Here is a 24586-nt window from a genome sequence, read left to right as displayed (position 1 = left end):
GGTTTGGTGGTGATGGCAGAGGGGTTCCACACGTTCCCATCTCGAACACGACCGTTAAGCCCTCTAACGCCGATGGTACTTGGACCGCAGGGTCCTGGGAGAGTAGGAAGCTGCCAAGCCGATGAAAAAGAGCCTTTACCGTATACACGGTAGAGGCTCTTTTTCTTATGCAATAATTACATTCAGAACTCCCAAAAAACAACATGATTTGTGAGCCGATTAGATTTTTCTTGGGAATTTTCAGGAAAATTTCAATTAGGTCTAACTAATCCGCTTGAACTAACCGATATAAAAGTTGAACTTTATGAAAAAGCCCTTGAATGACGTAAGTTGAATACATAAAAAAGATAAAAGATTTGATAATAAAGTGTAGGCTTGTTTTGGTTCAATGCCTTAGACATTGATCTTCAAAGAGAAATTTGATCATTTAAGGAGGCACATTTTGAAGAAGTATAAAGTTTTAGCTGTTCTTTTGACCTTGTCGTTGGGAGTCGGAGAGAATCTGCTTGGCGGATCAAAAGCTGCTCAGGCGGGTGAAATGACTCAAACTTATTCAGCTTCAAAAGGATTCAGTACCACTAAACAGGGAGAAAATCAGTGGTATTATGAAAAATTATCCGGCACCGCTTATTTGGATCTCGTTTACGAAGCAAAAAGCAAGCGTTGGACAGCACCAAACGGTTACCCTTGGGTCTCGGCTTCTGCACTCCATCCCGGTCAGAACTTTGATGCGGTCCGCAAATGGATTTCTCCTGGAAAAGGCGTGATATCTATTTCAGGAGTCGTGCGTAAAGGAAGCGCTGAAGGCGACGGAGTTGTGGCAAGTATTCGAAAAGATGGGGTAAAGCTTTGGAGCTCAACAATGACTACAACAACTGCAGTTACTCCCTCTGGAGTTTCCAAGATTGCGGTGGAACCTGGAACAGAGATAACTTTTGTCGTCAACAAATCCGGGAATTCGAATCATGATCATACCATGTGGGAACCTGATATTGCCTATGTAGGTACTTTGGCAAAAACATCGGTCTCCGTTGGTTCAACATCGAAAGCAGCGGCAGCCGCAAAAAGTCAAAATCCTTCCGTAATCTCTGTATTGGATTATGGCGCGCTACCGAACGATACGAAAGATGATTATCCAGCATTTGTAGCAGCTGTTGATGCGGCAAAATCTACGGGTAAGCCAGTCTATGTACCTGCAGGAAACTATAGGATTAGTGATATTTTAACGATTGATGGAGTTAAGCTGCAGGGTGCCGGGAAATTTTTGACGACGTTGACTTCGACGAATCCTAAACGGGGGTCGATTGATCTCAAAGGAAATGGTGTCGAACTCAGCGGGATCAAGCACGTCTATCAAACGACGGTTCCTCGTGGAAACGGAGCAAACGAAAAAAATAGTATCACTGTGCGAGGCGCAAAAAACTTTAAAATCAACGATGTTTATATCAGTAAATCCAGTACAGCAGGAATCATGGTCACGTATGGTTCAACAAAAGGTACAATAAGCGATAATGTACTGGATTCTACCGGGGCGGACGGCATTCATGTTACAGGCGGAAGCAGTTATATTACGATTGAGAACAACACTGTGCGAAAAGCGGGAGACGACACAATTGCGGTTGTAAGCTATATCGACAACGATGCTCAAGCCGCCAACCACATTGTTATTCGTAAAAATAACGTAGGCTACGGTTCGAAAGCTCGCGGAATTGCGATAGTTGGTGGAAATGACATCACAATATCCGATAACTCCGTTCAAGAAACGAATATGGCAGGGATCTATATTGCTGTTGAAGCTTCTTATAACACGCAGAATGTCGATAGAGTTACAGTATCGAATAACATGATTAATTATACGGGAATTGCAAAACCTCAGAATCATCCAAATGTATTGGTATATGCTTCACAGGGGATCGTGGACAACGTTGTTTTCAGTAACAATACGATCAAAAACGGAGCTCACCGAGGAATCGGAGTATGGGGAAAAGGTACGATCAGAACCATTACTTTCACCAAGAATACGTTAATTAATCGAATTGGGGCACCTACAACTTTTAAAAACGGGAAGATTAAGTTGAATCAAAACGTGGGATTTTAAAAGATAATTGTCACTCGGAGCATACAAGAGAGAAGCGGATATCGGCGCAGCCGGCATCCGCTTATTTTATATTGGCTGTTAACCATGCTTAAAGACGAACTAAGCTGTTTATATATCACTAATCGTGCTTAACCGTATTTTAGCATTCTGAAACACAAAAGTGGTAAAAAATACGATCGTACTTGGAAAGGGTCTGCTTGAACGGAGAGATCAAAACGTTATATGCTTGGATGGGAAAATAAGAGACAAAGAGATAAGAAAGTGGAGGAGAAACCTATGAGAAGCAAGTCCAACAAAAAATTATGGTGGATCGTTTTCGCCTTGGTGCTGGTTGTAGTGGCAGCCTTGGCATTATGGAGGAGTGATATGTTCACAAAAAAAGAAGCAGCTATCGAAGAGGAGCCCGTTGAAGTAAAGCAAACCGTACCGCCAATCAAAGTTCCAGAAGATGCATTATCTATTGTGGACGAAGGTGCAACGCCAAACGATGAATCGGATGATTTGGCTGCTATCCAATCGACTCTTGATCGAGCGGCGGAAGAAAGTAAAGCTGTATATATTCCACCAGGCAATTATCGTTTAAGCGGTATTTTGACTGTAAATGGAGTACAGCTGCTGGGAGATGGTGCAGATGAGGCAATTTTAACTTCTACAAATCCGGAAAATGGTTCTATCGATGTTGAAGGGGATGGAGCTGTTCTTAGCGGCTTTGCTCATGTGTATGAAAAAACAGTTGAACGCGGCAATGGCGCAAATGATAAAAATAGCATTACTGTCCGCAGTGCAACCAATTTTACTATTCAAAGTTTACGGATTGAAAAAGCAAGTACAGCTGGCATTTTTATAGGCTATGAGTCCTCTGAAGGAAAAGTTATCGGCAATAGTGTTCAAGATACAGGAGCCGATGGGATACATATTACAAATGGCAGTACAAACATCATCATTGAAGACAATGACGTTCGTGCAGTAGGAGATGATACCATAGCGGTCGTCAGCTACGAAGAAAATTCGCAAGTTACCCGAGACATTATGATCAGGAATAATGATGTAGGTTATAATTCAAAAGCAAGGGGCATATCGGTGGTAGGAGGAGAAGATGTCACAATTGAGAACAATCGCATTCGCGATACAGAAATGGCTGGCATCTATATCTCCGTAGAAAAAGAATGGGGAACACGGAACGTTAAAAATATAATCGTAAATGAAAATATAATTCGGCATACAGGTACCCGCTTGACAAGTGATCATCCAAATATTTTGGTTTATGCTTCTCAAGGGAACCTTGACGAAGTTGAATTTAACGGAAATATGATTATGGATTCTGTACATGGAGGCATTGGTGTCTGGGGCAATGGAGAGATCGGTAATGTTTACTTCAATGGCAATAAGTTAGAAAACAATAAAGGACCTTCAACCAACTTCAAAAATGGGAATATTCATTCTGAAGGCAATATAGGATTTTAGTTACACAAAAAGGAGACAGATTATAATTTCTGTCTCCTTTTTGTGTGTTTAGCTCGCTGACTAACTTAAAATAGGTATATTAGTCTGCTTGCTTGCGGAAAATTCATAGGACATTCGTACCTAAAAAGCACTGAGGATAATATAGTTGATTCAATTGAAAAGGTGGAGTTTATAAACTAGGCATCGCAAACGCTCACCCTAAGAGATGGCAAGCAAGCGAAAGTATTGAAAGAGGGTTTATGAATTTTTGTTAACAGTGATCAAAAAAAGTAAATCCGCTCGTATTTAAATGATCGATCTGGCCGATTGGACAGGGTTGAAAGACAGGAGGGAATAAAGAGTAAAAGAAAATAGAGACATATAAGGTTTTGCATTTAGTACGTTAAGCCTTCTCTTTTCAATACGTCCGCTGTATCAAATCCGGAAGGGAGTTGAACATGACGACTTGAGTAGACTACATAATCGAAGGGTTAGTAAAGAAAATATTGAATAGGTTGGTCTCTCGCAGCGAACCCAAATATCGTCGTACAAACGACGAAGGTTCGAATTTTGTATTTATTCTTTTGAAAAATGCAAATTTCTTACAAAGAATTTACAAAAAACGGCATGAATTTATCATTAATTTACTTTCATCGCATGTTATTTTGCAGCAGGGTCTCTTTCGCCTGATGCTCGTTAGATTATGGCCGCTTTGGCTGCCAACCATTTACAAAGACGGAGGGATCGTGCATGGAGTTGAAAGAATATTTAGGCGTAATTAAAAGAAGATGGTGGGTAGTAGCCTTAATCGCGCTGATATGTGCTGGTGCCGCATTCGCTTATAACACTAGGTATCAGCCGATGTATCGGGCTTCAATCGATCTGATTGTCAATGAGCCTACAGTCAATGGAGCCGGACAAGCTCAGGTCGATTCCAACTCGATCGAAGCGAATTTAAAACTTATTAATACGTACAAGAAAATCATTACTTCCGATGCAATTACGAAACAGGTCGTCGAACGTCATCCGGAACTGAACATGACTTCATCGCAAATCAGCAATAAACTTATGGTTGATTCGACACAAAATACACAAATTTTTAATGTAGCTGTTGAAGACTCGTCTTACGAAAAGGCGGTAACGATTGTCAGTTCGACAGGAAATGCATTTATCGACCAAATTCCTGAAATTATGCAAGTTAGCAACGTCAGTGTGTTAAATGCAGCGGATCCTAATCTGTCTCCGGCTCCTGTTAACGATCATCGACAAATGGTGCTCATTATGAGTATTATCGTCGGATTACTCCTTGGATTGGGAATCATATTCCTTCTTGAATATCTAGACGACTCTGTAAAAAGTGAATTTGACGTTGAGCATGCTACCGGATTTCCGGTTCTTGCAAAAGTCGATCGGATTGCGAAAAGCGATTTGAAAAACCAGCAAACTCATTCTTCAGAACAGCAGGAAGAAACCACCGTATTCCGTCCTGCCAACGAGCAGAGATAATCGAGGTCAATCATGCCAACCATGAAAATCATTCAACCTGAAATTCCTGTTCTCATCTATCGAGATCAGATTTTGCCGCCGTCCGAGACCTTTATTAAAAGTCAGGCTGAACGTTTTGAGTCTTTCCATTCTTATTTTATGGGCTCTCGCCTCGTACCCGGACTGCAGATTGAAGCTGATAAGCAGATCATTATCAATACGGGGGGCGTATCGGGCCGAAGAAAAGAGCTTGAATTTAAATTGATGGGGCCGAGCCGCAGTTTGACTCGACGTCTCAAAGAAATTCAACCCAAATTGATTCATGCTCATTTTGGCCCGGAAGGTTGTCTGGCTATGCCGATTGCGGAAAAGCTGGATATTCCGTTGATTGTCACATTTCACGGTTATGACGCAACAACCAAAGATGAGTATGCAAGAAAGTCGTATTATACTCACCGAAATTATCTGAAACAGCGTCCGAGGCTGCAGAAGAAAGGCGCCCTTTTCATCGCAGTATCTGATTTCATTCGCGGCAAGCTGATCAGCCAAGGTTATCCACCTAACAAAATCGTCCGGCATTATATCGGAATCAATTTGGAAACTTTTGTTCCGGATGAATCGATTAATCGGAAAAATACGGTTTTGTTTGTAGGGCGGCTTGTCGAAGTGAAAGGGTGTGCGTATCTGATTCGTGCCATGGCCAAAGTTCAGGAGAATCATCCTGAAACAGAGCTGGTCATTATCGGAGATGGTCCACTGCATGGAGAGTTAGAACAAATGGCGGCTTCGCAGCTGAAGCGTTACCGGTTTCTCGGTACCCAGCCTCCTAATGTTGTGCGGGAATGGATGAACAAAGCGCGTGTATTCAGCGTTCCGAGTATCAGAGCCGAAAATGGAGCCGAAGAAGGATTGGGCATGGTGTTTCTTGAAGCGGCGGCAATGGGATTGCCTGTTGCCAGCTTTGCAACCGGTGGAATTCCTGAAGCAGTAGAACACGGGAAGAACGGCTATCTTGCAAATGAGCGCGATTGGAAGCAGCTTGGATCTTACATTGATCGGCTGCTGTCGGAACCTGAATTGTGGCGATCATTCCACGAACATGGTCGGGAACGAGTAGTGCGGCAGTTCGATCTGTACGAGCAAACTCGCAAGATTGAGGAGCTGTACAAAATGGTGATTGCCAAAAAGGTTGTCGGTAAACGAACCGAATTGAATTCGAGGATTCCTTTATTAGGCGAAGCTCAACACATTTTATAATCTTTTGGCAAAATTAAATTCAATAGAGGAAGGTGATATGTCAATGAGTAGAGCTATAAGCAACAGTCCGTATTTAGTGGCTAACAAAAATTCAAGTGCGTCGGAGTCATATCGTACGCTGCGGACTAATATTCGTTTCTCCGCAACGGGCCGCTCTTCAAAAATCCTGCTGGTAACCTCGGCGGGCAGCAATGAAGGCAAGACGACGACTGCAACCAACCTGGCCGTTTCTTATGCACAGGAGAGCAAGAAAGTACTGTTGATTGATGGAAATCTGCGTAACCCTTCACTGCAGCGTGTGTTTCCGGGGTCAAGCAAACGTGGGCTAAGTGATGTACTGAGCGGTCAATGCGGTATTGAAGCGGCCGTTTCTGCAACAATTATCCCGAATTTGACGGTCCTTACATCAGGGGCGATTCCGCCGAATCCTTCAGAAATTCTTGGTTCTGATCGCATGCAGGAACTTTTGCAAGAGGTGTCCGCTTACTATGATGTTGTTGTGATCGATTCGCCGGCGGCATTGAAAGTGTCGGATGCTCAAATTCTTGGCACGATGTCAAATGGAGTTGTACTCGTTGCCAATCAAGGCAAAGTAACCAAACAGGAACTTAAAAGAGTTAAAAAAAGAATGGAACATGTCAATGCTCATATCTTGGGCGTAGTGTTGAACAAGGCGTAACGTGACGACTGCCGGCTCTCGACATTCTTAGACATCCTAGATAATTGGAGGGGAAATCATGAGTGTAGTCAATAACGATGCCGAAGCAACAAAGTATAACGAAGGTGCATTTAGAAATCTAACCTGGAATCGGGGAATCGTATTCAATACAACCAAGCGGAGTATGGATATGGTGGCTTCTCTGATCGGACTGATTCTCTTGTCTCCAGTATTTTTGGTTTTGGCCATACTGATTAAGATTGAAGATCCAAAAGGTCCAATCTTTTTCAAACAAAAAAGATTTGGCAGAAATTCGAATATGTTCAGCATCTACAAATTCCGTTCAATGGCGACAAATGCCGAACAGCGATTAAAAGAAGACAAAGCATTGTATGAGAAATATGTCGCCAATAACTACAAACTCGAACAAAACGAAGATCCACGTATTACGTCAATTGGCCGTTTCCTTCGCAAAACAAGCCTTGATGAACTGCCACAGCTGCTTAACGTCCTCAAAGGAGAAATGAGCCTGGTAGGTCCACGCCCGATCGTAGCACAAGAGTTGAAAGAGTACAAAGATCGCAAAGACGATCTGCTGTCGGTAAAACCTGGTGTAACCGGATATTGGCAGGTTAGCGGTCGCAGTGATGTCGGTTATCCCGAACGTGTCGATCTTGAACTGTATTACGTCTACCACCGCACCATCTGGCTGGACATTCGGATTCTTTTTGCGACTGTTGTCAGTGTCCTGCTCAAAAAAGGCGCCTATTAATCTTAAGTGCGCTTGAGCGAAAGATCGAGGAGTAACGGGACAGACTTTATAAACAGAGGGAAAGGATGAATCCGAATGAAAGTTGCAATCGTTCATGATTGGTTGACCAGTTACGCTGGATCGGAGAAGGTACTGGAACAAATGATTCTGATCTTCCCGGAAGCTGAAATCTATAGTTTGGTCGATTTCATGCCGGAGAAGGACCGAGGGTTTTTACGGGGGAAGAACGTACATACTTCGTTCATCCAAAAGATGCCGCTGGCCAAGAAAAAATATCGTCAATATTTACCGCTGATGCCGCTTGCAATCGAACAATTCGATTTGTCGTCTTACGACTTGATCCTGTCCAGTTCACATGCAGTCGCAAAAGGCGTCATTACCGGTCCCGACCAACTTCATATCTCTTACGTGCATTCGCCAATCCGTTATGCCTGGGATATGCAGCCTCAGTACCTAAGAGAATCTGGTTTGCAAAAAGGGATCAAAGGTACGATGGCAAAAGTTATTCTCAGCCGCATCCGGATGTGGGATTATCGAACGTCAAATGGCGTTGACCATTTCGTGGCCAACTCGCAGTTCATTGCTAACCGCATTTGGAAAGTATATCGGAGAGAAGCATCTGTCATCTATCCTCCTGTAAATGTGGCAGCTTTTTCGGTGAAAGAGGAAAAAGAAGACTTTTACTTGACGGCTTCACGTATGGTTCCTTACAAGAAAATGGACATGATCGCGGAAGCTTTCTCGCAAATGCCTGACAAAAAGCTCGTTATTATCGGTGATGGACCGGACATGGAAAAAGTGAAAAAACACCAAACGCCTAATATTCAAATTCTGGGGTATCAGGCGGACCATGTACTTGTCGATCATATGCAGCGGGCCAAAGCATTTGTTTTCGCAGCGGAGGAAGATTTCGGTATTACGCCGGTCGAAGCGCAGGCCTGCGGCACACCGGTTATTGCTTACGGCAAGGGCGGAGCTTTGGAAACAGTCAAAGGGTTGGATGAAATTGCACCGACCGGAGTGTTCTACAGTGAACAATCTCCTGCGGCCATTCGAGCAGCGGTACAACGCTTCGAACAGGAAAAGTCTAAAATTTTGCCAGCCAACTGCCGTAAAAATGCAATGAGATTCTCGCCTGAAGTATTCCGGCAAAATCTGCAAACTCATATTCACAACAAACAGCACGAGGACGGACGACGTTTCGGCGCTGAACGGATGATTACACGGGTACTTTAAGCCGAATCTCAAATTAAAGGAGACATGCTGTTATGAAACTTACATTTATAGGAACAGGCTACGTCGGTCTTGTATCGGGCGTATGCTTTTCCGAGATCGGCAATCAAGTGACTTGTGTAGATAAAGATCTAGCTAAAATCGAGCGTCTTAAGCAGGGCGAGGTCCCGATTTATGAACCTGGTCTACAAGAGCTGATTGAGAAAAACACCGGAATTGGCAATTTGAAATTCACCTCCGATCTGACAACTTCGGTGCAGGAAGCGGATGTCGTATTCATCTGCGTTGGTACTCCATCCTTGCCAAGCGGTGAAGCAAATCTTGAATACGTCGAGCAAGTTGCCCAAGATATTGCACTTGCAATGAACGGCTACAAAATCGTAGTAACGAAGAGTACGGTGCCGGTCGGAACAAACGACAAGATTAAGGCGATTGTCAGTCAACTGAGTCCGCATCCTTTTGATGTCGTATCGATTCCCGAATTTCTGCGTGAAGGATCGGCGGTCAAAGATACACTGCGTCCAGACCGTATCATTATCGGGACAAGCAGCGAACGTGCAGCGGCTACATTGACAGAACTTCATAAACCTTTAACCGATGAAATTATGATTACCGAAGTGCGCAGCGCAGAAATGATCAAGTACGCATCAAATGCATTCCTCGCCACCAAAATTTCGTTTATAAACGAAATTGCGAATATTTGTGAGAAAGTCGGTGCAGATGTAACGAATGTGGCAAAAGGGATGGGTTACGATAAGCGGATCGGCTCTTCGTTCCTGCAAGCGGGTATCGGATATGGCGGTTCCTGCTTCCCGAAAGACACGAATGCATTGATTCAGATTGCAGGCAACGTAGACTATGAATTCAAACTTCTTAAATCAGTAGTTGAAGTGAATAATGATCAGCGCTTCAACATTATCTCCAAGCTGAATCATTCCCTCGGTAATTTGCAGGGCAAGACAATCGGCATTTGGGGACTTGCTTTCAAGCCGAATACGGACGATGTTCGCGAGGCACCAGCTCTTGATATCATCAAGACGTTGTTGAAAGAAGGCGCTGTTGTGAAAGCTTATGATCCGATTGCAACGGCAAACTTCCGCCAGTTCTTCTCAAACGAAGGCGATGTGGAGTGGTGTGAATCCGCTATGGAAACGGCCGAGAGCTGTGACGCATTGTGCCTGTTGACTGACTGGGCAGAATTCAAAGAAGTCGATCTGCAGCATTTGAACGGCATAATGAAACAGCCGGTATTAATCGACGGACGGAATGTCTATTCGAGAGACCAATTGGCAGAAACAACATTCCAATATTATTCAATCGGCCGGCCGGAACTTGAAAGCCTGTCGCCATTTCGCAATTCGGTGGCCTCGGACTGATCCGAGGCCATGCAAGTTGGCAGAGAGGAGGAGCAGATAATGAAACACAACCGGGAAGCCAAAGTCGGTAACGGAAGCATCCGGATCTGGTGGCTGAACCCGATCGTGACTTTTGCGCTTTTGATGACATTCATTTTGATTGGCGCTTATTATATTCCGTCGAGCAGCTACCTGTCCTTTTACCGGGTCAATAAATTTATTAACGAAACCAATATTATCTATTCAATTCTTCCGGTGGTCTGCTTCATACTCGGAGGTGTGATCGCTCTTCTGGCAGGACGAGGAATGAAGCCATCCAATGCTTTTGGTGAAGTGATGGAGAAGAAGGATTCCTTCATTAAGATGTGGATATTGCTGCTGTTCGCTTTTACCATGTTCGGCTATGCAGTCTGGTTTTTGATCATGCTTCGCAATGGTTTCAGCCTTAATCTATTCATAAGTGTATTGAGCGGAGAACCGGGTGCCATTTACGGGATTAAGGAAAGCTTTGACAATGTGGCGGGTGTTACGTCATTTACCAACTTCAGTATCCCGTTTGTTATTTTGACCGGTTACTATCTGTTCTATAACAAGAAAAAGATTTACATATGGATGCTGGCGGCCGTGTTCCTGCTTACAATGATGCGGTCAATCTTCTTCTTGGAACGTCTGGCCATCTTGGAATTTATCGTTCCGGCTGCTGTCGTCTACTTCTCGATGCGTTCCAGAATGAACCGCAAAATACCTTTTGTGGGAGTATATCCGATCATAGGTTTGGTTGCACTTATCGGATTTTTTGGAGTCAGTGAATATTATCGTTCCTGGCTGAGCTACTACGTCAATTATTATCCTTCTTTTTGGGAATTTATCGTGACCCGATTCTTCGGTTACTACGTGACTGCGATCAATACGGGCACACTGTACTTCGAACATCTCGGATTCCATTGGCTTCCGTTTCCCAGCTCGACCGCAGAATTTGTATGGAAGTTCCCGGGAGTGCCGAATGATGCTTACGAATCCCTATACGGCTTTGAGCCGCAGGCGCTTATCAACAATACATTGGCGACGATGGGCAATCCGGAATTCAATAACCCTTCGGGGCTGCTGCAGCCGTACAACGATTACGGTCTGACTGGCGCACTCATATTCTGGGTAATTGTCGGCTTCTTCACAGGACTGCTGTACAACCATTTCAAAAAGGGTCATACGTTCGGAATGATGCTTTATCCAATCTGGCTCGTCGGCGTATTGGAAATTCCGCGCTATTTTTATTTCGGCAGCGGACGCTTCTTCCCGTGCTGGGTTATTATTCTCGCATTTACACTGATTCTTCATTACAATCGCAAAAAGCTGACCAGTTGGCGGCTGAAAGGAGTGGGAGCCGGTGAATAAGACGCGCATCTACATTAATGGCCGCTTTTTGAAAGCTTCGGTAACCGGGGTGCAGCGATATGCTTACGAACTTCTGCGTACGATAGACCGATTGATTGCCCGGGACGATCCGGCTGTTCGCGGGTACGAGTTCATCGTGCTTGCACCGACGGGCGATATTCACGAACTCGGTACACGTCATATGGAAGTAAGACAAGCCGGACGCTTTGGCGGACAATTGTGGGAACAGTTCTCGCTGCCCATGTTGGCAAAAGACGGTTTTCTGCTGAATCTATGTAATGCGGCTCCGCTGTTGAAACGCAAACAGGCAGTCACATTGCATGATGCTGCCGTCTATTCGGTACCTGATACATACTCGGCTGCCTTCAAGCTGTGGTATAAGCTGATGTTCCGAACGCTTGGACGTATTTCGCCGCTGATCTTAACCTGTTCGGAAAATTCGAAAGAAGAACTTGTTCGTCACTGCGGCATTCGCGAAAGTAAAATTAGGGTCATTTATCACGGTAAAGAGCATGTTCTTCAAACGGGTACGGCACCAGAATTTACGGCGAAGCAAGGTTTGGAACGACCATTCGTACTGGCGGTGAGCAGCCGAAGTCCAAACAAAAATTTTCGTTCCATCGTACGGGCCGCCGAACTGATCGGCGATCAGGGATTTGACTTTGTAATCGCCGGAGGCGCAAATCCGAAAATCTTCAAATCCGAAGATACCGAGCTTGGTGAGAACGTCCGGCATGTCGGTTATGTCGAGGATGACGAACTGCGAACGCTGTACGATAGCGCGGCTTGCTTCGTATTTCCGTCCTTCTATGAAGGCTTCGGATTCCCCCCCCTTGAAGCAATGGCCTGCGGATGTCCGGTCGTTGTTTCCGATACGGCTTCGCTGCCGGAAGTATGCGGAGATGCCGTGCTGTACTGCGATCCGAACCGTCCGGAAGATATTGCTGAGAAGATTGCCCGCGTTATGAAAGATCCGGATTTGAGACAAGAAATGAAAAGCAAAGGGTTGGCACAGGCTGCAAAGTTCTCTTGGGAGAAATGTGCGTACGAAACACTGGCTGAAGTGAAAGTCCATGTGGAAGGCCGCTCTGCAAGTCAGGCTGCCCGGAGCGAAAGCCGTAAGGCGCAGGCCTGACGGCTTGGCTGCCGATACCGGAAAGGAGAGAGCTGAAATGAATATTATGTTTGCAAGTCATACGTATATGGGCAGTCCGTTTGTAGTCGGCTCTCATCACCTGTCAAGGGAATTGGAGAAGCTGGGACACTCGGTCATTCATGTCAGTACGCCGCTTAGTCCTTTCCATTTGCTTAAATGGAAAGACAGGGACATCCAAGCGCGTTTCCAAATATTACAGGGCAAACGTGTCGATACTTCGGCGGTGGTCAATTCCGTTCCGATGTCGATGCTGCCTTGGGAGATTGCCGGACCGATCTTCAAGCGGACCAAGAAAAATTGGATGCTGCCGTCGATTAAAAAAGTGATGCGGGAGCATAACATGGATTCGGTAGACCTGCTCTTGATCGACCAGCCGCGCTTCGTTGGGTTGGAAAAGTTGGTTTCGCCCAAAGTGACGATCTATCGTCCGACGGACATCTACAGCAAAATGACCGGCGATGCCTCGATCGCTTCGGCGGAACAGACATTGATGTCTGTCGTCGACGGTCTTGTATCTACGTCAGGTCCGGTACTGTCCGAACTGCATGAATACAATCCGTCAGTTCCGACGCTTCTGTTGGAAAACGGCGTGGAATACGAGCATTTTTCTGCTCCGGCGGCTGAACCGGACGATCTGAAATCGATTCCCGGTCCACGTGCCATTTACGTAGGAGCATTAGACGAAAGACTCGATCTCAAAGGTCTTAAGCTTCTGGCAAAAGAAAAGCCGAACATTAGTCTTGTCATTATTGGACCGGTTAACGATGAGACCCGGCGTGATTTCGCAGAGTTTGCTCATGTACATTTTCTAGGAGCGAAGAAATATGCCAATGTACCGGCGTATCTTCAGCATTCGCATGTAGCACTGCTGCCTCTCAGCAATCACGCGGCCAATGCGGGAAGAAGTCCTATGAAGCTGTATGAGTACGCTGCTGCAGGGCTTCCGGTTGTCGTTACTGAAACGCCAGAGCTGCTTCGCCGTCAGGAGAAGTTCCTTCATTTTTACCAAGGCAGCGAAGATCTTCCACAGAAGGTCGAAGAAGCACTGGCGTTAGGTTCGGATCGTGTGGCGATTCGGGATATGGCAAAGCGTCATGCCTGGGATGCCAAAGTAAACACGCTCCTGGATTTTATCGATAACTTGTAACGGATAAACCCAGAAAAGCAATCAAAGGAGTGGCGACATGTCTTCGTTAAGAAAAAAAGGGATAAAAGCGGCGAAGTGGTCGAGTATCGCTACCATCGTTACAATCGTCATTCAGCTGTTACAGCTGGTCGCATTGTCCCGGCTTCTCAGTCCAGTCGATTACGGACTGATGAGCATGACGATGGTTGTCGTAGCAGCTGCGGTCAATCTAACCGATGCCGGAATCTCTAACGCCATTATCCACCGTCAAGACGTAACCAAGAATCATTTATCCAGTCTGTACATACTTAATTTGTTTACAGGAGCTTTCATCGCCGTTATTATCTTTTTCTCGGCACCGCTTGTCGCCTGGTTTTATCAAGAATCCGAGCTGATCAATCCAATCCGTTGGATGGCGCTGCTCTGCCTGCTTCCGGCCTTCGGCCAGCAGTTCGAAGTGCTGTTCCGCAAGGAACTGAAATTCGATAATATCGCGAAAATTCAGATTGCTTCCTACTTTGTCGGCTTCGTACTGGCGGTCGGCGGCGCGGCAGCGGGAATGGGCGTTTATGCGTTGGTTCTGTCGAATTTGGGCAATGCCTTCGTCAAATCCATGCTTCTCCTTATCCAGGGTTGGAAGAAATGGAGACCCGCACTACATTTTGCTACAAAAGATTTGAAAGGCTATCTGAGTTTCGGTGCCTATCAAATGTCGTCCAATGTGATCCAGTCGCTGATGTCGAATATCGACTATATCATTATCGGACGTTTATATAGCGCTCAGGCACTCGGTTATTATTCGTTCGCTTTCCAGCTCTGCACAATGCCGGTACTGAAATTGGCTCCGTTGATCAATACGGTCAGCCTTCCTCTCTACGCCAAGATGCAGGACAATCTCGAACGTTTGAAAAGCGGTTATATCAAGACCGTCAACCTTGTCAGTTATCTGAACGCTCCGATCTATATGGGATTGCTGGTTACGGCGCCTGTACTTGTTCCATTCGTATTTGGAGACAAGTGGGAGCCGAGCATTATTCTGATCCAAGTACTTGCCGTAGCGATGCTCCTGCGCTCGCTAGTCGTTCCCATTCAACCGCTCCTGCAGGCCAAGGGACGGATGGATATGTACTTCCGCTATACGCTGATGGGTATGTCCGTCCAGGTTCCGGGTCTTGCGATCGGTACGTATGTTGGAGGGATTATGGGAACGTGCATTGCCTACGTACTGATTCAGTTCGCAATGGTCGTGATTCAATATCAATACGCGATGCGGAAAACGATCGGACCTTGTCTGCGTGAGTATCTTCGCAGCATGGCACCCGGACTTGCTTACGGATTGATCATGGTTGTCGGTGTACTGATCATTAATTATTTATCTGTAGCCGTCTTCTCGCATGAGGCAAACTTTATTATCCAAGTTGCTGTTGGAGCACTAATCTACTTTGCCGTAATTTTTCTTTTTAATAAAGAATTGTTTCAAAACGTTAAGAATAGGCTTATAAGTAAGACTAAGTTAGCAAAATGACGGTGATTACGTTAAATAAGCTTACACACACTAAGGAGGACGTTAACAATGAGTAGAGTTAGAAAAGCGATTATCCCAGCAGCCGGCCTTGGAACGAGATTCCTACCTGCAACAAAAGCTATGCCTAAAGAAATGCTTCCAATCGTGGATAAACCGACGATTCAATATATTGTGGAAGAAGCCATGTCCTCGGGGATCGAAGACATTATTATCGTAACAGGACGCAGTAAGCGAGCGATCGAAGATCACTTCGACAAAAATATCGAGCTGGAAGCAGATCTGGAAGAGAAGAACAAGGAAGAGCTGCTCAGCATCGTTCGTGAAGTGACCAATCTGGTTGAAGTACACTGCGTACGCCAGAAAGAACCGCTTGGTCTGGGGCACGCCATCTGGTGCGCTCGCAAGTTTATTCACAACGAGCCATTTGCCGTAATGCTCGGTGATATGATCATCGACAGCGAAGTTCCCTGCCTCAAGCAGATGATGGATGAACAGGCTCGCACAGGCGGCAATATGATCGCTGTTGAAGCAGTACCTTGGAAAGACGTGAGCAGCTACGGCGTCATCAAAGGTGATAAGCTGACCGATAACCTGAACCTGATCACGGATCTCGTTGAAAAACCGAAAGTTGATGCACCGTCCAACCTGGCGATGATCGGCCGTTACATTCTGGAGCCGGAAATCATGAACATTCTGGAGCACCAGACACCAGGAGTTGGCGGAGAGATCCAATTGACGGACGCGCTGAAAACACTTGCTGAGCTGTCCAGAATGTACAGCTTCCGTTATGAAGGCACCCTCTACGACGTAGGCAGCAAAATTGGCTATTTGAAAGCCAATGTCGACTATGCACTTAAACGTCAAGGACTGGGCGACGAACTGCGTGAGTATCTGCTCGAAAGCCTGGCAGGAGATCTGGCGTCGGCACATAAAGAAAATCTTAAAATCGTCTAATCCCGTCAACATCATGAGTATGCAGCTGAAGAGTCGATCGATTCGAATCAATAGAATGGAGGGATGAACATGAAATTAGTACTGTTGTCCGGAGGTTCGGGTAAGCGGTTATGGCCGTTGTCAAACGACGCAAGATCCAAGCAATTTCTGAAAGTGTTAGAAAATGAACGTGGTGAAATGGAATCGATGGTTCAGCGGGTCTGGGGACAGATCAAGGGAGCCGGACTTGCCGATTCGGCCGTTATCGCAACAAGCAAGGTACAGGTCGAAATTTTGCAAAACCAGCTTGGCGGCGTACCGATTATCGTCGAACCGGAGCGCCGGGATACATTCCCAGCAATTGCGTTGGCGGCTTCGTATTTATACGCGCAAGGAGTAAGCCTGGATGAAACGGTATGTATTCTGCCGGTTGACCCTTATGTAGACGATCTTTTCTTCGATCGGATTCGGGATCTGGAAGGCGCACTGCACAATTCCGGGGCCAAGATGGCGCTGATGGGCGTTAACCCGACTTATCCTTCTTCCAAGTACGGCTATATCGTTCCGACATCGGAAGGAGACGGCAGCGGTTATAAAACGGTTGGTCGATTTACCGAAAAACCGAGTGAAGATCAGGCAGAACGGTTGATTGAGCAGGGAGCGCTCTGGAACTGCGGCGTATTTGCTTTCAAATTGGGCTATATGATGGATACACTGCTGCGCGAAGGCATGCCGATTCAGTACGAAGAACTGCTGGCGCGTTACGCATCGCTGGAGAAGATCAGCTTTGACTATGCAGTGGTAGAGAAAGAGCCGCATATCGCAGTCATCCCTTACGACGGATACTGGAAAGATCTCGGTACTTGGAATACGCTGACGGAAAATATGGGTCTGGAACGAATTGGCAAAGGAACCCTCAGTGATGACTCTTCAAATACGCATTTAATCAATGAATTGGATATTCCGGTTACAATCATCGGAATCTCCGATGCCATTGTCGCCGTTAGTCCGGACGGTATTTTAGTATCGGACAAAGCTGCAAGCCCGCGCGTCAAGGATATGGTCAAAGCCGGACAGCGTCCAATGTACGAAGAGCGCCGCTGGGGCTGGTATCGAGTGCTCGATTACACCAAGTTCGATGATGGCACAGAAGTGCTGACCAAGCGTATCGGTCTTGGTGCAGGTAAAAATCTGGGCTACCGTAAACATATGCACCGTACCGATGTCTGGACGATTATCAGCGGCGAAGGAACACTTGTAAAAGAAGGAACCATTACTCCAGTCAAGGCAGGAGATGTGGTAACGATTGAGCCGGGTACGTATCACTGCCTGAAAGCCTCACAAGATATCGAGTATATTGAAGTGCAAAAAGGCATAGTCGTACAGGAGGAAGACTTTGAGGAAATGTTCAGCAGCTGGCAGGATATCGAAAGCCATTGCAGCGGCAGAGAAGCCAAAGTGGCCGGAGCTGGTCAAAGTGCACGATAAAACGCCGAAACAAGGCAACATTTTATAAGGAAGCGGAGGAGCAGGCGGCGATGGCAGTCAATTTATTTTTCATACCCCATCAGGACGACGAAGCATTGACATTCGGAGCAGGTATTCGCAATCATTTGAATACCGGCGACGAATGCCATGTGATTCTATATACGGATGGTTCGTCTTCCAATGTTTTTCGTCAACTCAATGGTGAAACGAAAAGCAGTATGCATCGAAAGCTGCTGAACCCGAAAGCAGAAGGCTACACGCCGCTTGGGCGAAGCGATCTGATTCGCTGCCGCAACGATGAGTTTTTGCGTTCTTGCGAAGCATTGGGTCTTCCGGCGCAAAATGTACATGTTGTGCAGGAGATGCAGGATGGGACAACGACGGTCGAAGCCTGTGAAGCGCTGATCCGTGAATTTGCGGATCGTTATCATGGAGCGAGGATTAAGACGTTTACCGATCTAGGAGGCAACCATCGGGACCATGCAAACATGGGCAGAGCAGCGCTCAATTTGTACCAACAGGAGAAAATTGCAGATCTGCGGCTGTATATCGAGCCCTACAATCTACGCCAAGCCAAGAAGGCTCGTCGAAAGTTGGAGGTCTTGAAAGAACGACCTGAGAGCAATCGCGAATCGGTTGTCGCTTCCCTACGCGAATATAAAAAGTGGGACCCCCAGCGAGAACAATTTGCCATTGGTTATCATTCGGTACGAAAAGAAATCGATGCGGCAATCGCCAATCCGATTTCCTATTATCATAAGCCTTATGTGCTAGACTAAAAAAGTATAAAAGGAGCTGTGAACGGATGAGTAAAATATTGATCGTGGGCGGGCAGATGGAAAACAAGGGCGCACAAGCCATGACGTTTACCGTAATTAACGAAATCAAAAAGCGTCATCCCGACAAAGAAATTTTGGTGAACTGCATCGACCCGGATCGCGGGTATGCGTTTGACATCATCAAGATCGGCAAAAAGTTAAAAATCGAAATGCTGGGCGGGCTTTTTGGGACTTTAGGAAAACTTGTTCCAAACGCTAATCACGTTAATGTGACGCGTTCGGAAATGGAACGCATTATGAAAGATACCGATATGATTATCGATATTAGCGGTTTTGCACTTTCTTCCCAGTTTACGATCCGTCACTCGGTCAATTATCTTGTCAACATCATGCTTGCCAAGCGTTATAAAATACCGATGGTACTGATGCCGCAGTCGTTCGGACCCTTCAATTACGAAAGCAAATACAAGTCGATCATCATGGCGCTGATCAAAAAATATATCACTTATCCGTCCTACATATACGCGCGTGAGGATGAAGGTATGCAGTTCTTAAGCCGTTTCACCACCCATAACTTAAAACGTTCTATGGACTTGGTGCTGCAGGGCAGCAGTGCCTATAATCTGGATGTGCTGTTCAAACCAGGCGCTTATAAGCCGAATCCTCGAGTTGTCGTCAAAACCAATTCGGTCGGGATCGTGCCAAACGTCAAGACGATGAAATATGGCTCGCGTGAGGATCTGCTGCAGGCCTACCGGAAAATGACCGATCATCTGTTGAGTCGGGGCAAGAATGTATATCTGCTGCGTCATTCAACGGAAGATCTGGAGATTTGCAAAGGGATCAAGCAGAGCTATCCGAACGATGACCGTGTTGTACTGCTCGAAAACGAATATGATTGTATTGAAATTCATCATATTCTGGAGCAGTTCCAGTTTATTATTGCTTCGCGTTATCATTCCATCATTCATGCGTATAAAGACGGAATTCCGGTGCTGGCGCTCGGATGGGCGACCAAATACCAGGAACTGCTCGGACGTTTTGGACAAAAAGAGTATATGTTCGACGTACGCGATCTTGCGCATGTAGAGCGCGAAATCGAACGTAAAATTGACTTGATGATTGCACGCCGTGAGGAAGAGTCAATCAAAATCAAGGCAGTAACGGCGGAGATTCAAAGTCAGACTATCTTCAACGAAGTATTCGGAGAACTTCCCGCTGCTGGCCAAACCCAACAGCAATCCGAAGGGCTTGAAGAAGCAGCAACGCTGCAAATTGGTTAAACCGATCGGTAGTTACGCAGGGGGCTGCGCAGGAAAACCTTTATCGCGAACAGAAGCGGTAAAGGTTTTTTTGCGCAAGCAAAGACCCAATAGGCAAAAAGAAAAATTTATGCTACCCTTAGCGAACAGTTCGGCGGAACAGATCTCAATGGATAGAAAGGCCATCCGTTGGTGCATAAGATCTAACACGAAAGGAAGAAATTTAGATATGCAGCAGCTGTTTATTGGAGATATTTCGCTTAGCGACGGCATTATTGAATCGGTAATGCTTTTGGAAGGGGCCGCAAGGGTCGAATTTAGGTTGTGGGACGGAGGAAGGGCTTTATTTCGATTTACGGGAGTAATTGGTGTGCGTGACCGTAATTCCGCAGGGCAAGAGGTAGAGTCGATGGAAATAGAGGAAGTGGCGCTTATCCAGGTTGTGCCCGCAGAGCCTTTCTTAACGGAGTTGATGGAAGAGCGTCGTGCGGATCGGACTGCCCCTATTCTTCGTTATGCGTTTATTGGCTCCTGGACAATGCGTCCGATTCTTGAAATTTATGCGGAATACATGGAAGCGGAACGCGCGTACGGACTTTGAAGTGATATGGAAACGGATGGATTTAACAAGAAAATTACATTTGCTTTCGGGTTTAGGATAAGAAAAATGCGGTTATTTACGGCGTATACGTTACGGATACACTTCGAGACAAATCAGTCATAAAACCTTGTCCACGCAGTATGACTTTCCATTCTTCAATTCCAAGGAGATGAGACGCATGTCAATCGACCGTTTCATTTGGACCAAGCTGAGCCGAGTCACCGACGATCAGACGAAAAAAAATTTGGCCAGACTGCTGGCTATCCGCATCCGTAGAGCCGAAAGTGCGGAAAAAAACGTTCACCGATTGACCTCCTAAAGGCATACGGACACCGTAGAAAGCACAAAGGAGGTTCCAAGAGGAACCTCCTATTCGGCCTTAGAGCCGGCCGCGGCTTCTTCGCATGTTTCTTCTGAACTGTGAAGGGCTTGTTCTGTTTCTTCTTCGCGCAGCTGCTCTTCGATCCATTCATCCGACCAGCCTTGAATGCATTCGATGGTCGACTGGAGGGCTCGTCCTTTTTCCGTCAGTTCATACTCGATTCTTACCGGTGTCTCGGCATACACGTGGCGTACAACGATCCCTTCTTTCTCAAGATCTTTCAGACGCTCGGACAGCAGACGTCCGCTAACCGGAAATGCCGATTGAATATTGCAGAAGCGCTGCGGGCCCGACAGCAGGCGATAAATAATCAGACCGTTCCAACGCTGCGACAGAATCTGCATACCCCGTTCAAAACGAGGACAAAGTGTTGAAGTTTTCATGTGTTCACCTCCAAACTTTCCAAAAGAAAGCCGTCTTGCAGGTTCCTTTATCTTCTTGATTATATCATGAATTCAAAAGAGAATGCAGATTTTACTCATTATTTTGTGTTTGTTTGTGAGAATAAGGAAGAACCTTTCTTTTATGAATTCCACAATAACTCTGCCATAGGAAAGAAGGGACATCAATGAATACTCTCGATGCGCTTTTGCTCAGTATTCCTTACTTGAAAAAAATGACCAAAGACGACTTCATGGTTGGAATTACTGATACGGAGAAGTTTCTGTATTATGCGCCTTCTACGGATCTCGACTTCGGTCTGTCTGCCGGAACACCTATTCCTCGGGAAGATGTCAATCTGAAAAAAGCTTTAGCCGGCGAAATGTCCAGTACACGAATTCCGGCTGCTGCTTACGGTGTTGAAATTGATGCTAAAGGTATTCCGGTATTTGATGAAGACGGACGAGTCATTGGAGCGCTTGCCATCGCTTATACATTGAAGACAGAGCAGTTTCTGAACGGATTCCGCGACGAGATGGAAGAAGCGAGCCGCTCGCTCAGCGATTTTGTTTCGTCGATTGCCGCCCAATCGCAGCAGCTTGCGGCCGCAACGGTTGAAATCAAAGAAAATTCGGGACGCGCTGTGAACGATGCTCGGGCAGTCAATAAAGTGACGGCTTTTATCCGGGAGATATCTGAGCAAAGCAATATGTTGGGCCTCAACGCGGCGATCGAAGCGGCTCGAGTTGGCGAACTGGGCGCAGGTTTCCAGATCGTTGCAAGCGAAGTCCGCAAGCTGTCCGTAGATACGAAGCAGGCAACGCAAAATATCGAAAAAGCGCTGAACAATGTTCAAGGCAGTATTATCCGCATGGAACAAGAAATCACTTCCGTATCCGAAGCATCCAACGAGCAGGCTCAGCTGCTTGGAGAAATTACGGGACTTACGGATCGGTTGGCCGGATTAAGCGAACAGTTTGCACAGTTTACGAAGGATTTGTTGGAAGAGCGCAGCCGAATGAAATAATCGACCTGTGCAGTTCGAGACTGTCAAACCGCATATAGAAAAAAGACATTCCGGAAATCCGGAATGTCTTTTTATGTACCGAGCAGAGACGCCGACTCAACTCAATAGAGGGACAGAGCCAGCGTATCGCTTTCACGGTACGAGTGCAAAATGGCTTCAGAACCTACAATCTCAATACTGATCAAGGAACCAATACATTTTTTCAAAGCTCTTTTACCGTTACTTAACTTATTATCCAAGGCACTCGACAGCAGTCTAAGCATTTTTTGAGCAGGTTGTGTGTTCTCGGCGTCAATGTAAACGGGAACCAGTTTTTCTTGAACTGTAATCGTCGTTTTCACTACATTCACCTCATTTATACTTTATCCTGATTTTATTATAAACGTCATTCCTTAAAAACAAATTAAAAAACAATTAAATTTCTTCGTAAAGGTTACTATTTTTAAAATTGTTTTCGAAAATTTGTCACATTCCTCCTTTGTTTGGGTTCGGTGGCACGATCGCCAATCAAATTTAATAATTGTTTACCCTATCAAGACTATTTATGAAAACCTTTTTGCATGAATAATTAATCAATTTTCGAAAATAGAATGAAAAAACGGAAAATGATTAAACTCCGGAACATTTAGGGTAATGATTATCCTGTTCAGGGCAGCCGTCTAACTGCTCAGGATACGCAGTTATTGCAGATACTAATGAATGCGAAGGAGTGTATCGTTATGTCGGTACCACGTTTTGAAGGCAGAACTGTAATTGTAACAGGCGCGGGTTCCGGCATTGGCCGAGCAGCTGCGCTGAAATTTGCAAGTGAAGGCGCAAATGTAGGGTTGTTCGAATTGAATCCCGAGCGTGCCGAAGAAGTACGTGAAGAGCTGGAATCGATCCGGCCCGGTTCGGGACTTGTCTGCACAGTCGACGTCTCCGACCCGGAAGGGATGGAGGAGGCCTATCGACAGGTGAATGATCAGTTTGGCGGATTGGATGCCGTCTTCGCCAATGCCGGGATCAATGGAGCGATGGGCCCGATTGAACACATGGATTTGACCGAATTCCAGAAGACAATCAGCGTGAATCTCGACGGAATGTTCCTGTCAGTCAAACTCGCGATTCCATACATGAAAAAACGGGGTGGAGGCAGTATTGTCATTACTAGCTCCGTAAACGGCAATACCCGTTTCTCCAGTATTGGGATGTCACCCTACAGTACGTCAAAAGCCGGTCAGGTTGCTTTCGCCAAAATGGCGGCACTGGAACTTGCACGCTATCGAATTCGTGTCAATACGATTTGTCCGGGTGCGATATCAACCAATATTGACGAGACGACCGAAACAAATGAACGGATGGAGGAGATTGCCATTCCGCTCGAGTTCCCGCGCGGCGGAGATCATCCGCTTGCCGGACGTCATGGCCTGCCGGAAGAGGTGGCTGACCTGGCAGTGTACTTGGCATCTTCGGAAGCCCGGCATGTGACAGGGGCTTCGATCACAGTCGATGGCGGCGAATCGCTTCTGTTCTGATCGAAGTTGAGGAGAATCCAGATTGTATATGAATGATTTAAAAGCCTATCCGGGATAATCACTTCTACGGATAGGCTTTTTTTACGTGAAATTTGTATGAAATAGAAATTGAATTTAAAGAAACAAGCTGTCGGTTCAGATGAGAGAATAAGGTATAATAAAACAACAAAATTCAAATTGCGGAAAAGGGAGGGACGAAGATGGGGTGGTTATCGTGGTTGGCGGAGCAAAAAATCGAAGAAGCGATTCGAAACGGAGAATTGGACAATCTTCCCGGCAAAGGAAAACCGATTGAGCTGGACGATCTGTCCGGTGTGCCGGAAGAGCTTCGGGTTCCGTATCGGATTTTGAAAAATGCCGGCATGCTGCCGGAAGAGATGATGCTGCGCAAAGAATGTCTGGAGCTTGAAGATCTTCTTGCCGTCTGTCAATCCGATGAGGAGCGCAAAGGAATCGCCAAGCGGCTGACGGCCAAGAAACTCAAATTGCGTATGGTCGAGGAAGAACGGGGATGGAGCGGCGGAGCCTATACGGAGTATGCGGACAAAATCCGTGAACGTCTAGACGGTAGGTAACTCTACAGGTGTTACAGCGATTTTGCAATCGGAGTATTCGCTGCTAAGAAGGGAAATCAAAAAAGCAGCTCCCGTATATCGGAGCTGCTCAAATTTGAAAAGCGGATGAAGCGTACAGTGGATGGGCTAAAATTTTCGAAT

23 protein-coding genes and 1 rRNA gene are annotated in these 24586 nt (G+C 46.0%); 22 read left to right on the top strand and 2 right to left on the bottom strand.

Going from position 1 to position 24586, the window contains the following annotated elements; genetic code table 11:
- Window positions 1-2 precede the first annotated feature (2 nt).
- The 19 genes from rrf (at window position 3) to F456_RS24545 (ending at window position 20882) form a co-directional block, all read left to right on the top strand.
- Window positions 3-119, top strand: a 5S ribosomal RNA gene (rrf, locus tag F456_RS0113000).
- 323 nt (window positions 120-442) lie between these two features.
- Window positions 443-2098 carry a glycosyl hydrolase family 28-related protein gene (locus tag F456_RS0112995; protein ID WP_018977476.1) on the top strand — a complete coding sequence of 552 codons (1656 nt, stop codon included), beginning with the start codon at window positions 443-445 and terminating at the stop codon, window positions 2096-2098.
- A 276-nt stretch (window positions 2099-2374) separates the two neighbouring features.
- A complete protein-coding gene (locus F456_RS0112990) occupies window positions 2375-3562 on the top strand; it encodes a glycosyl hydrolase family 28-related protein (protein ID WP_229675730.1) in 1188 nt (395 codons plus the stop codon).
- Between the two features lie 729 nt (window positions 3563-4291).
- A complete protein-coding gene (locus F456_RS0112985; RefSeq protein WP_018977474.1) occupies window positions 4292-5047 on the top strand; it encodes a YveK family protein in 756 nt (251 codons plus the stop codon).
- 12 nt (window positions 5048-5059) lie between these two features.
- Window positions 5060-6283 carry a glycosyltransferase gene (locus F456_RS0112980; RefSeq protein ID WP_018977473.1) on the top strand — a complete coding sequence of 408 codons (1224 nt, stop codon included), beginning with the start codon at window positions 5060-5062 and terminating at the stop codon, window positions 6281-6283.
- A gap of 43 nt (window positions 6284-6326) precedes the next feature.
- The gene (locus F456_RS0112975; protein ID WP_018977472.1) at window positions 6327-6962 is read left to right on the top strand and encodes a CpsD/CapB family tyrosine-protein kinase; all 636 of its coding nucleotides are present in this window, start codon (window positions 6327-6329) and stop codon (window positions 6960-6962) included.
- Window positions 6963-7020: 58 nt separating this feature from the next.
- Entirely contained in the window at window positions 7021-7713 is a 693-nt protein-coding gene (locus F456_RS0112970) for a sugar transferase (protein ID WP_018977471.1), read from the top strand.
- A 75-nt stretch (window positions 7714-7788) separates the two neighbouring features.
- Window positions 7789-8949 carry a glycosyltransferase family 4 protein gene (locus F456_RS0112965; RefSeq protein WP_018977470.1) on the top strand — a complete coding sequence of 387 codons (1161 nt, stop codon included), beginning with the start codon at window positions 7789-7791 and terminating at the stop codon, window positions 8947-8949.
- Window positions 8950-8981: 32 nt separating this feature from the next.
- Window positions 8982-10322, top strand: coding sequence for a UDP-glucose dehydrogenase family protein (locus F456_RS0112960; RefSeq protein WP_018977469.1), 1341 nt, complete (start codon window positions 8982-8984; stop codon window positions 10320-10322).
- A 39-nt stretch (window positions 10323-10361) separates the two neighbouring features.
- On the top strand, window positions 10362-11693 hold the full coding sequence (locus tag F456_RS0112955; protein ID WP_018977468.1) for an O-antigen polymerase: 1332 nt from the start codon (window positions 10362-10364) through the stop codon (window positions 11691-11693).
- Entirely contained in the window at window positions 11686-12828 is a 1143-nt protein-coding gene (locus tag F456_RS0112950) for a glycosyltransferase family 4 protein (RefSeq protein WP_018977467.1), read from the top strand. The genes F456_RS0112955 and F456_RS0112950 overlap by 8 nt, the downstream gene beginning before the upstream one ends.
- Before the next feature lie 37 nt (window positions 12829-12865).
- Window positions 12866-13996: a glycosyltransferase gene (locus F456_RS0112945; protein ID WP_018977466.1), complete on the top strand. Its 1131-nt coding sequence runs from the start codon at window positions 12866-12868 to the stop codon at window positions 13994-13996.
- A 37-nt stretch (window positions 13997-14033) separates the two neighbouring features.
- The gene (locus F456_RS0112940; protein ID WP_018977465.1) at window positions 14034-15500 is read left to right on the top strand and encodes an MOP flippase family protein; all 1467 of its coding nucleotides are present in this window, start codon (window positions 14034-14036) and stop codon (window positions 15498-15500) included.
- 48 nt (window positions 15501-15548) lie between these two features.
- Entirely contained in the window at window positions 15549-16454 is a 906-nt protein-coding gene (galU, locus tag F456_RS0112935; RefSeq protein WP_018977464.1) for a UTP--glucose-1-phosphate uridylyltransferase GalU, read from the top strand.
- A gap of 69 nt (window positions 16455-16523) precedes the next feature.
- Window positions 16524-17921 (top strand): sugar phosphate nucleotidyltransferase, encoded by a 1398-nt coding sequence (locus F456_RS0112930; RefSeq protein WP_018977463.1) that lies wholly within the window; start codon window positions 16524-16526, stop codon window positions 17919-17921.
- A 50-nt stretch (window positions 17922-17971) separates the two neighbouring features.
- Window positions 17972-18700: a PIG-L family deacetylase gene (locus F456_RS0112925; RefSeq protein ID WP_018977462.1), complete on the top strand. Its 729-nt coding sequence runs from the start codon at window positions 17972-17974 to the stop codon at window positions 18698-18700.
- Window positions 18701-18726: 26 nt separating this feature from the next.
- Window positions 18727-19983: a polysaccharide pyruvyl transferase family protein gene (locus tag F456_RS0112920; RefSeq protein ID WP_018977461.1), complete on the top strand. Its 1257-nt coding sequence runs from the start codon at window positions 18727-18729 to the stop codon at window positions 19981-19983.
- 208 nt (window positions 19984-20191) lie between these two features.
- Entirely contained in the window at window positions 20192-20563 is a 372-nt protein-coding gene (locus tag F456_RS0112915) for a hypothetical protein (protein ID WP_018977460.1), read from the top strand.
- Between the two features lie 178 nt (window positions 20564-20741).
- Window positions 20742-20882, top strand: a complete 141-nt coding sequence (locus tag F456_RS24545) for a hypothetical protein (RefSeq protein ID WP_018977459.1) — start codon at window positions 20742-20744, stop codon at window positions 20880-20882.
- 50 nt (window positions 20883-20932) lie between these two features.
- On the opposite strand, the gene F456_RS0112905 is transcribed toward F456_RS24545, so the two are convergent.
- Window positions 20933-21328, bottom strand: a complete 396-nt coding sequence (locus F456_RS0112905; protein WP_018977458.1) for a winged helix-turn-helix transcriptional regulator — start codon at window positions 21326-21328, stop codon at window positions 20933-20935.
- Between the two features lie 185 nt (window positions 21329-21513).
- On the opposite strand from F456_RS0112905, the gene F456_RS25020 reads away from it, so the two are divergent.
- On the top strand, window positions 21514-22353 hold the full coding sequence (locus tag F456_RS25020) for a methyl-accepting chemotaxis protein (RefSeq protein WP_018977457.1): 840 nt from the start codon (window positions 21514-21516) through the stop codon (window positions 22351-22353).
- A 101-nt stretch (window positions 22354-22454) separates the two neighbouring features.
- Here F456_RS25020 and F456_RS0112895 read toward each other — a convergent pair whose 3' ends face one another.
- Window positions 22455-22694 carry a hypothetical protein gene (locus F456_RS0112895; protein WP_018977456.1) on the bottom strand — a complete coding sequence of 80 codons (240 nt, stop codon included), beginning with the start codon at window positions 22692-22694 and terminating at the stop codon, window positions 22455-22457.
- A 378-nt stretch (window positions 22695-23072) separates the two neighbouring features.
- On the opposite strand from F456_RS0112895, the gene F456_RS0112890 reads away from it, so the two are divergent.
- A complete protein-coding gene (locus F456_RS0112890; protein ID WP_018977455.1) occupies window positions 23073-23870 on the top strand; it encodes an SDR family oxidoreductase in 798 nt (265 codons plus the stop codon).
- Between the two features lie 200 nt (window positions 23871-24070).
- Window positions 24071-24445, top strand: a complete 375-nt coding sequence (locus tag F456_RS0112885; RefSeq protein ID WP_018977454.1) for a DnaJ family domain-containing protein — start codon at window positions 24071-24073, stop codon at window positions 24443-24445.
- Window positions 24446-24586: the final 141 nt, after the last annotated feature.

The sequence above is a fragment of the Saccharibacillus kuerlensis DSM 22868 genome (genome assembly GCF_000378145.1).
GTDB lineage: Bacteria > Bacillota > Bacilli > Paenibacillales > Paenibacillaceae > Saccharibacillus > Saccharibacillus kuerlensis.
This window is presented reverse-complemented; position numbering and strand designations above follow the sequence as displayed.

Bases quoted from the DNA above. Each gene is read 5' to 3' on its own strand.
- F456_RS0112990 (WP_229675730.1), top strand. From the start codon at position 2,375: ATGAGAAGCAAGTCCAACAAAAAATTATGGTGGATCGTTTTCGCCTTG.
- F456_RS0112985 (WP_018977474.1), top strand. From the start codon at position 4,292: ATGGAGTTGAAAGAATATTTAGGCGTAATTAAAAGAAGATGGTGGGTA.
- F456_RS0112980 (WP_018977473.1), top strand. From the start codon at position 5,060: ATGCCAACCATGAAAATCATTCAACCTGAAATTCCTGTTCTCATCTAT.
- F456_RS0112975 (WP_018977472.1), top strand. From the start codon at position 6,327: ATGAGTAGAGCTATAAGCAACAGTCCGTATTTAGTGGCTAACAAAAAT.
- F456_RS0112970 (WP_018977471.1), top strand. From the start codon at position 7,021: ATGAGTGTAGTCAATAACGATGCCGAAGCAACAAAGTATAACGAAGGT.
- F456_RS0112965 (WP_018977470.1), top strand. From the start codon at position 7,789: ATGAAAGTTGCAATCGTTCATGATTGGTTGACCAGTTACGCTGGATCG.
- F456_RS0112960 (WP_018977469.1), top strand. From the start codon at position 8,982: ATGAAACTTACATTTATAGGAACAGGCTACGTCGGTCTTGTATCGGGC.
- F456_RS0112955 (WP_018977468.1), top strand. From the start codon at position 10,362: ATGAAACACAACCGGGAAGCCAAAGTCGGTAACGGAAGCATCCGGATC.
- F456_RS0112945 (WP_018977466.1), top strand. From the start codon at position 12,866: ATGAATATTATGTTTGCAAGTCATACGTATATGGGCAGTCCGTTTGTA.
- F456_RS0112940 (WP_018977465.1), top strand. From the start codon at position 14,034: ATGTCTTCGTTAAGAAAAAAAGGGATAAAAGCGGCGAAGTGGTCGAGT.
- galU (WP_018977464.1), top strand. From the start codon at position 15,549: ATGAGTAGAGTTAGAAAAGCGATTATCCCAGCAGCCGGCCTTGGAACG.
- F456_RS0112930 (WP_018977463.1), top strand. From the start codon at position 16,524: ATGAAATTAGTACTGTTGTCCGGAGGTTCGGGTAAGCGGTTATGGCCG.
- F456_RS0112925 (WP_018977462.1), top strand. From the start codon at position 17,972: ATGGCAGTCAATTTATTTTTCATACCCCATCAGGACGACGAAGCATTG.
- F456_RS0112920 (WP_018977461.1), top strand. From the start codon at position 18,727: ATGAGTAAAATATTGATCGTGGGCGGGCAGATGGAAAACAAGGGCGCA.
- F456_RS0112915 (WP_018977460.1), top strand. From the start codon at position 20,192: ATGCAGCAGCTGTTTATTGGAGATATTTCGCTTAGCGACGGCATTATT.
- F456_RS24545 (WP_018977459.1), top strand. From the start codon at position 20,742: ATGTCAATCGACCGTTTCATTTGGACCAAGCTGAGCCGAGTCACCGAC.
- F456_RS0112905 (WP_018977458.1), bottom strand. From the start codon at position 21,328: ATGAAAACTTCAACACTTTGTCCTCGTTTTGAACGGGGTATGCAGATT.
- F456_RS25020 (WP_018977457.1), top strand. From the start codon at position 21,514: ATGAATACTCTCGATGCGCTTTTGCTCAGTATTCCTTACTTGAAAAAA.
- F456_RS0112890 (WP_018977455.1), top strand. From the start codon at position 23,073: ATGTCGGTACCACGTTTTGAAGGCAGAACTGTAATTGTAACAGGCGCG.
- F456_RS0112885 (WP_018977454.1), top strand. From the start codon at position 24,071: ATGGGGTGGTTATCGTGGTTGGCGGAGCAAAAAATCGAAGAAGCGATT.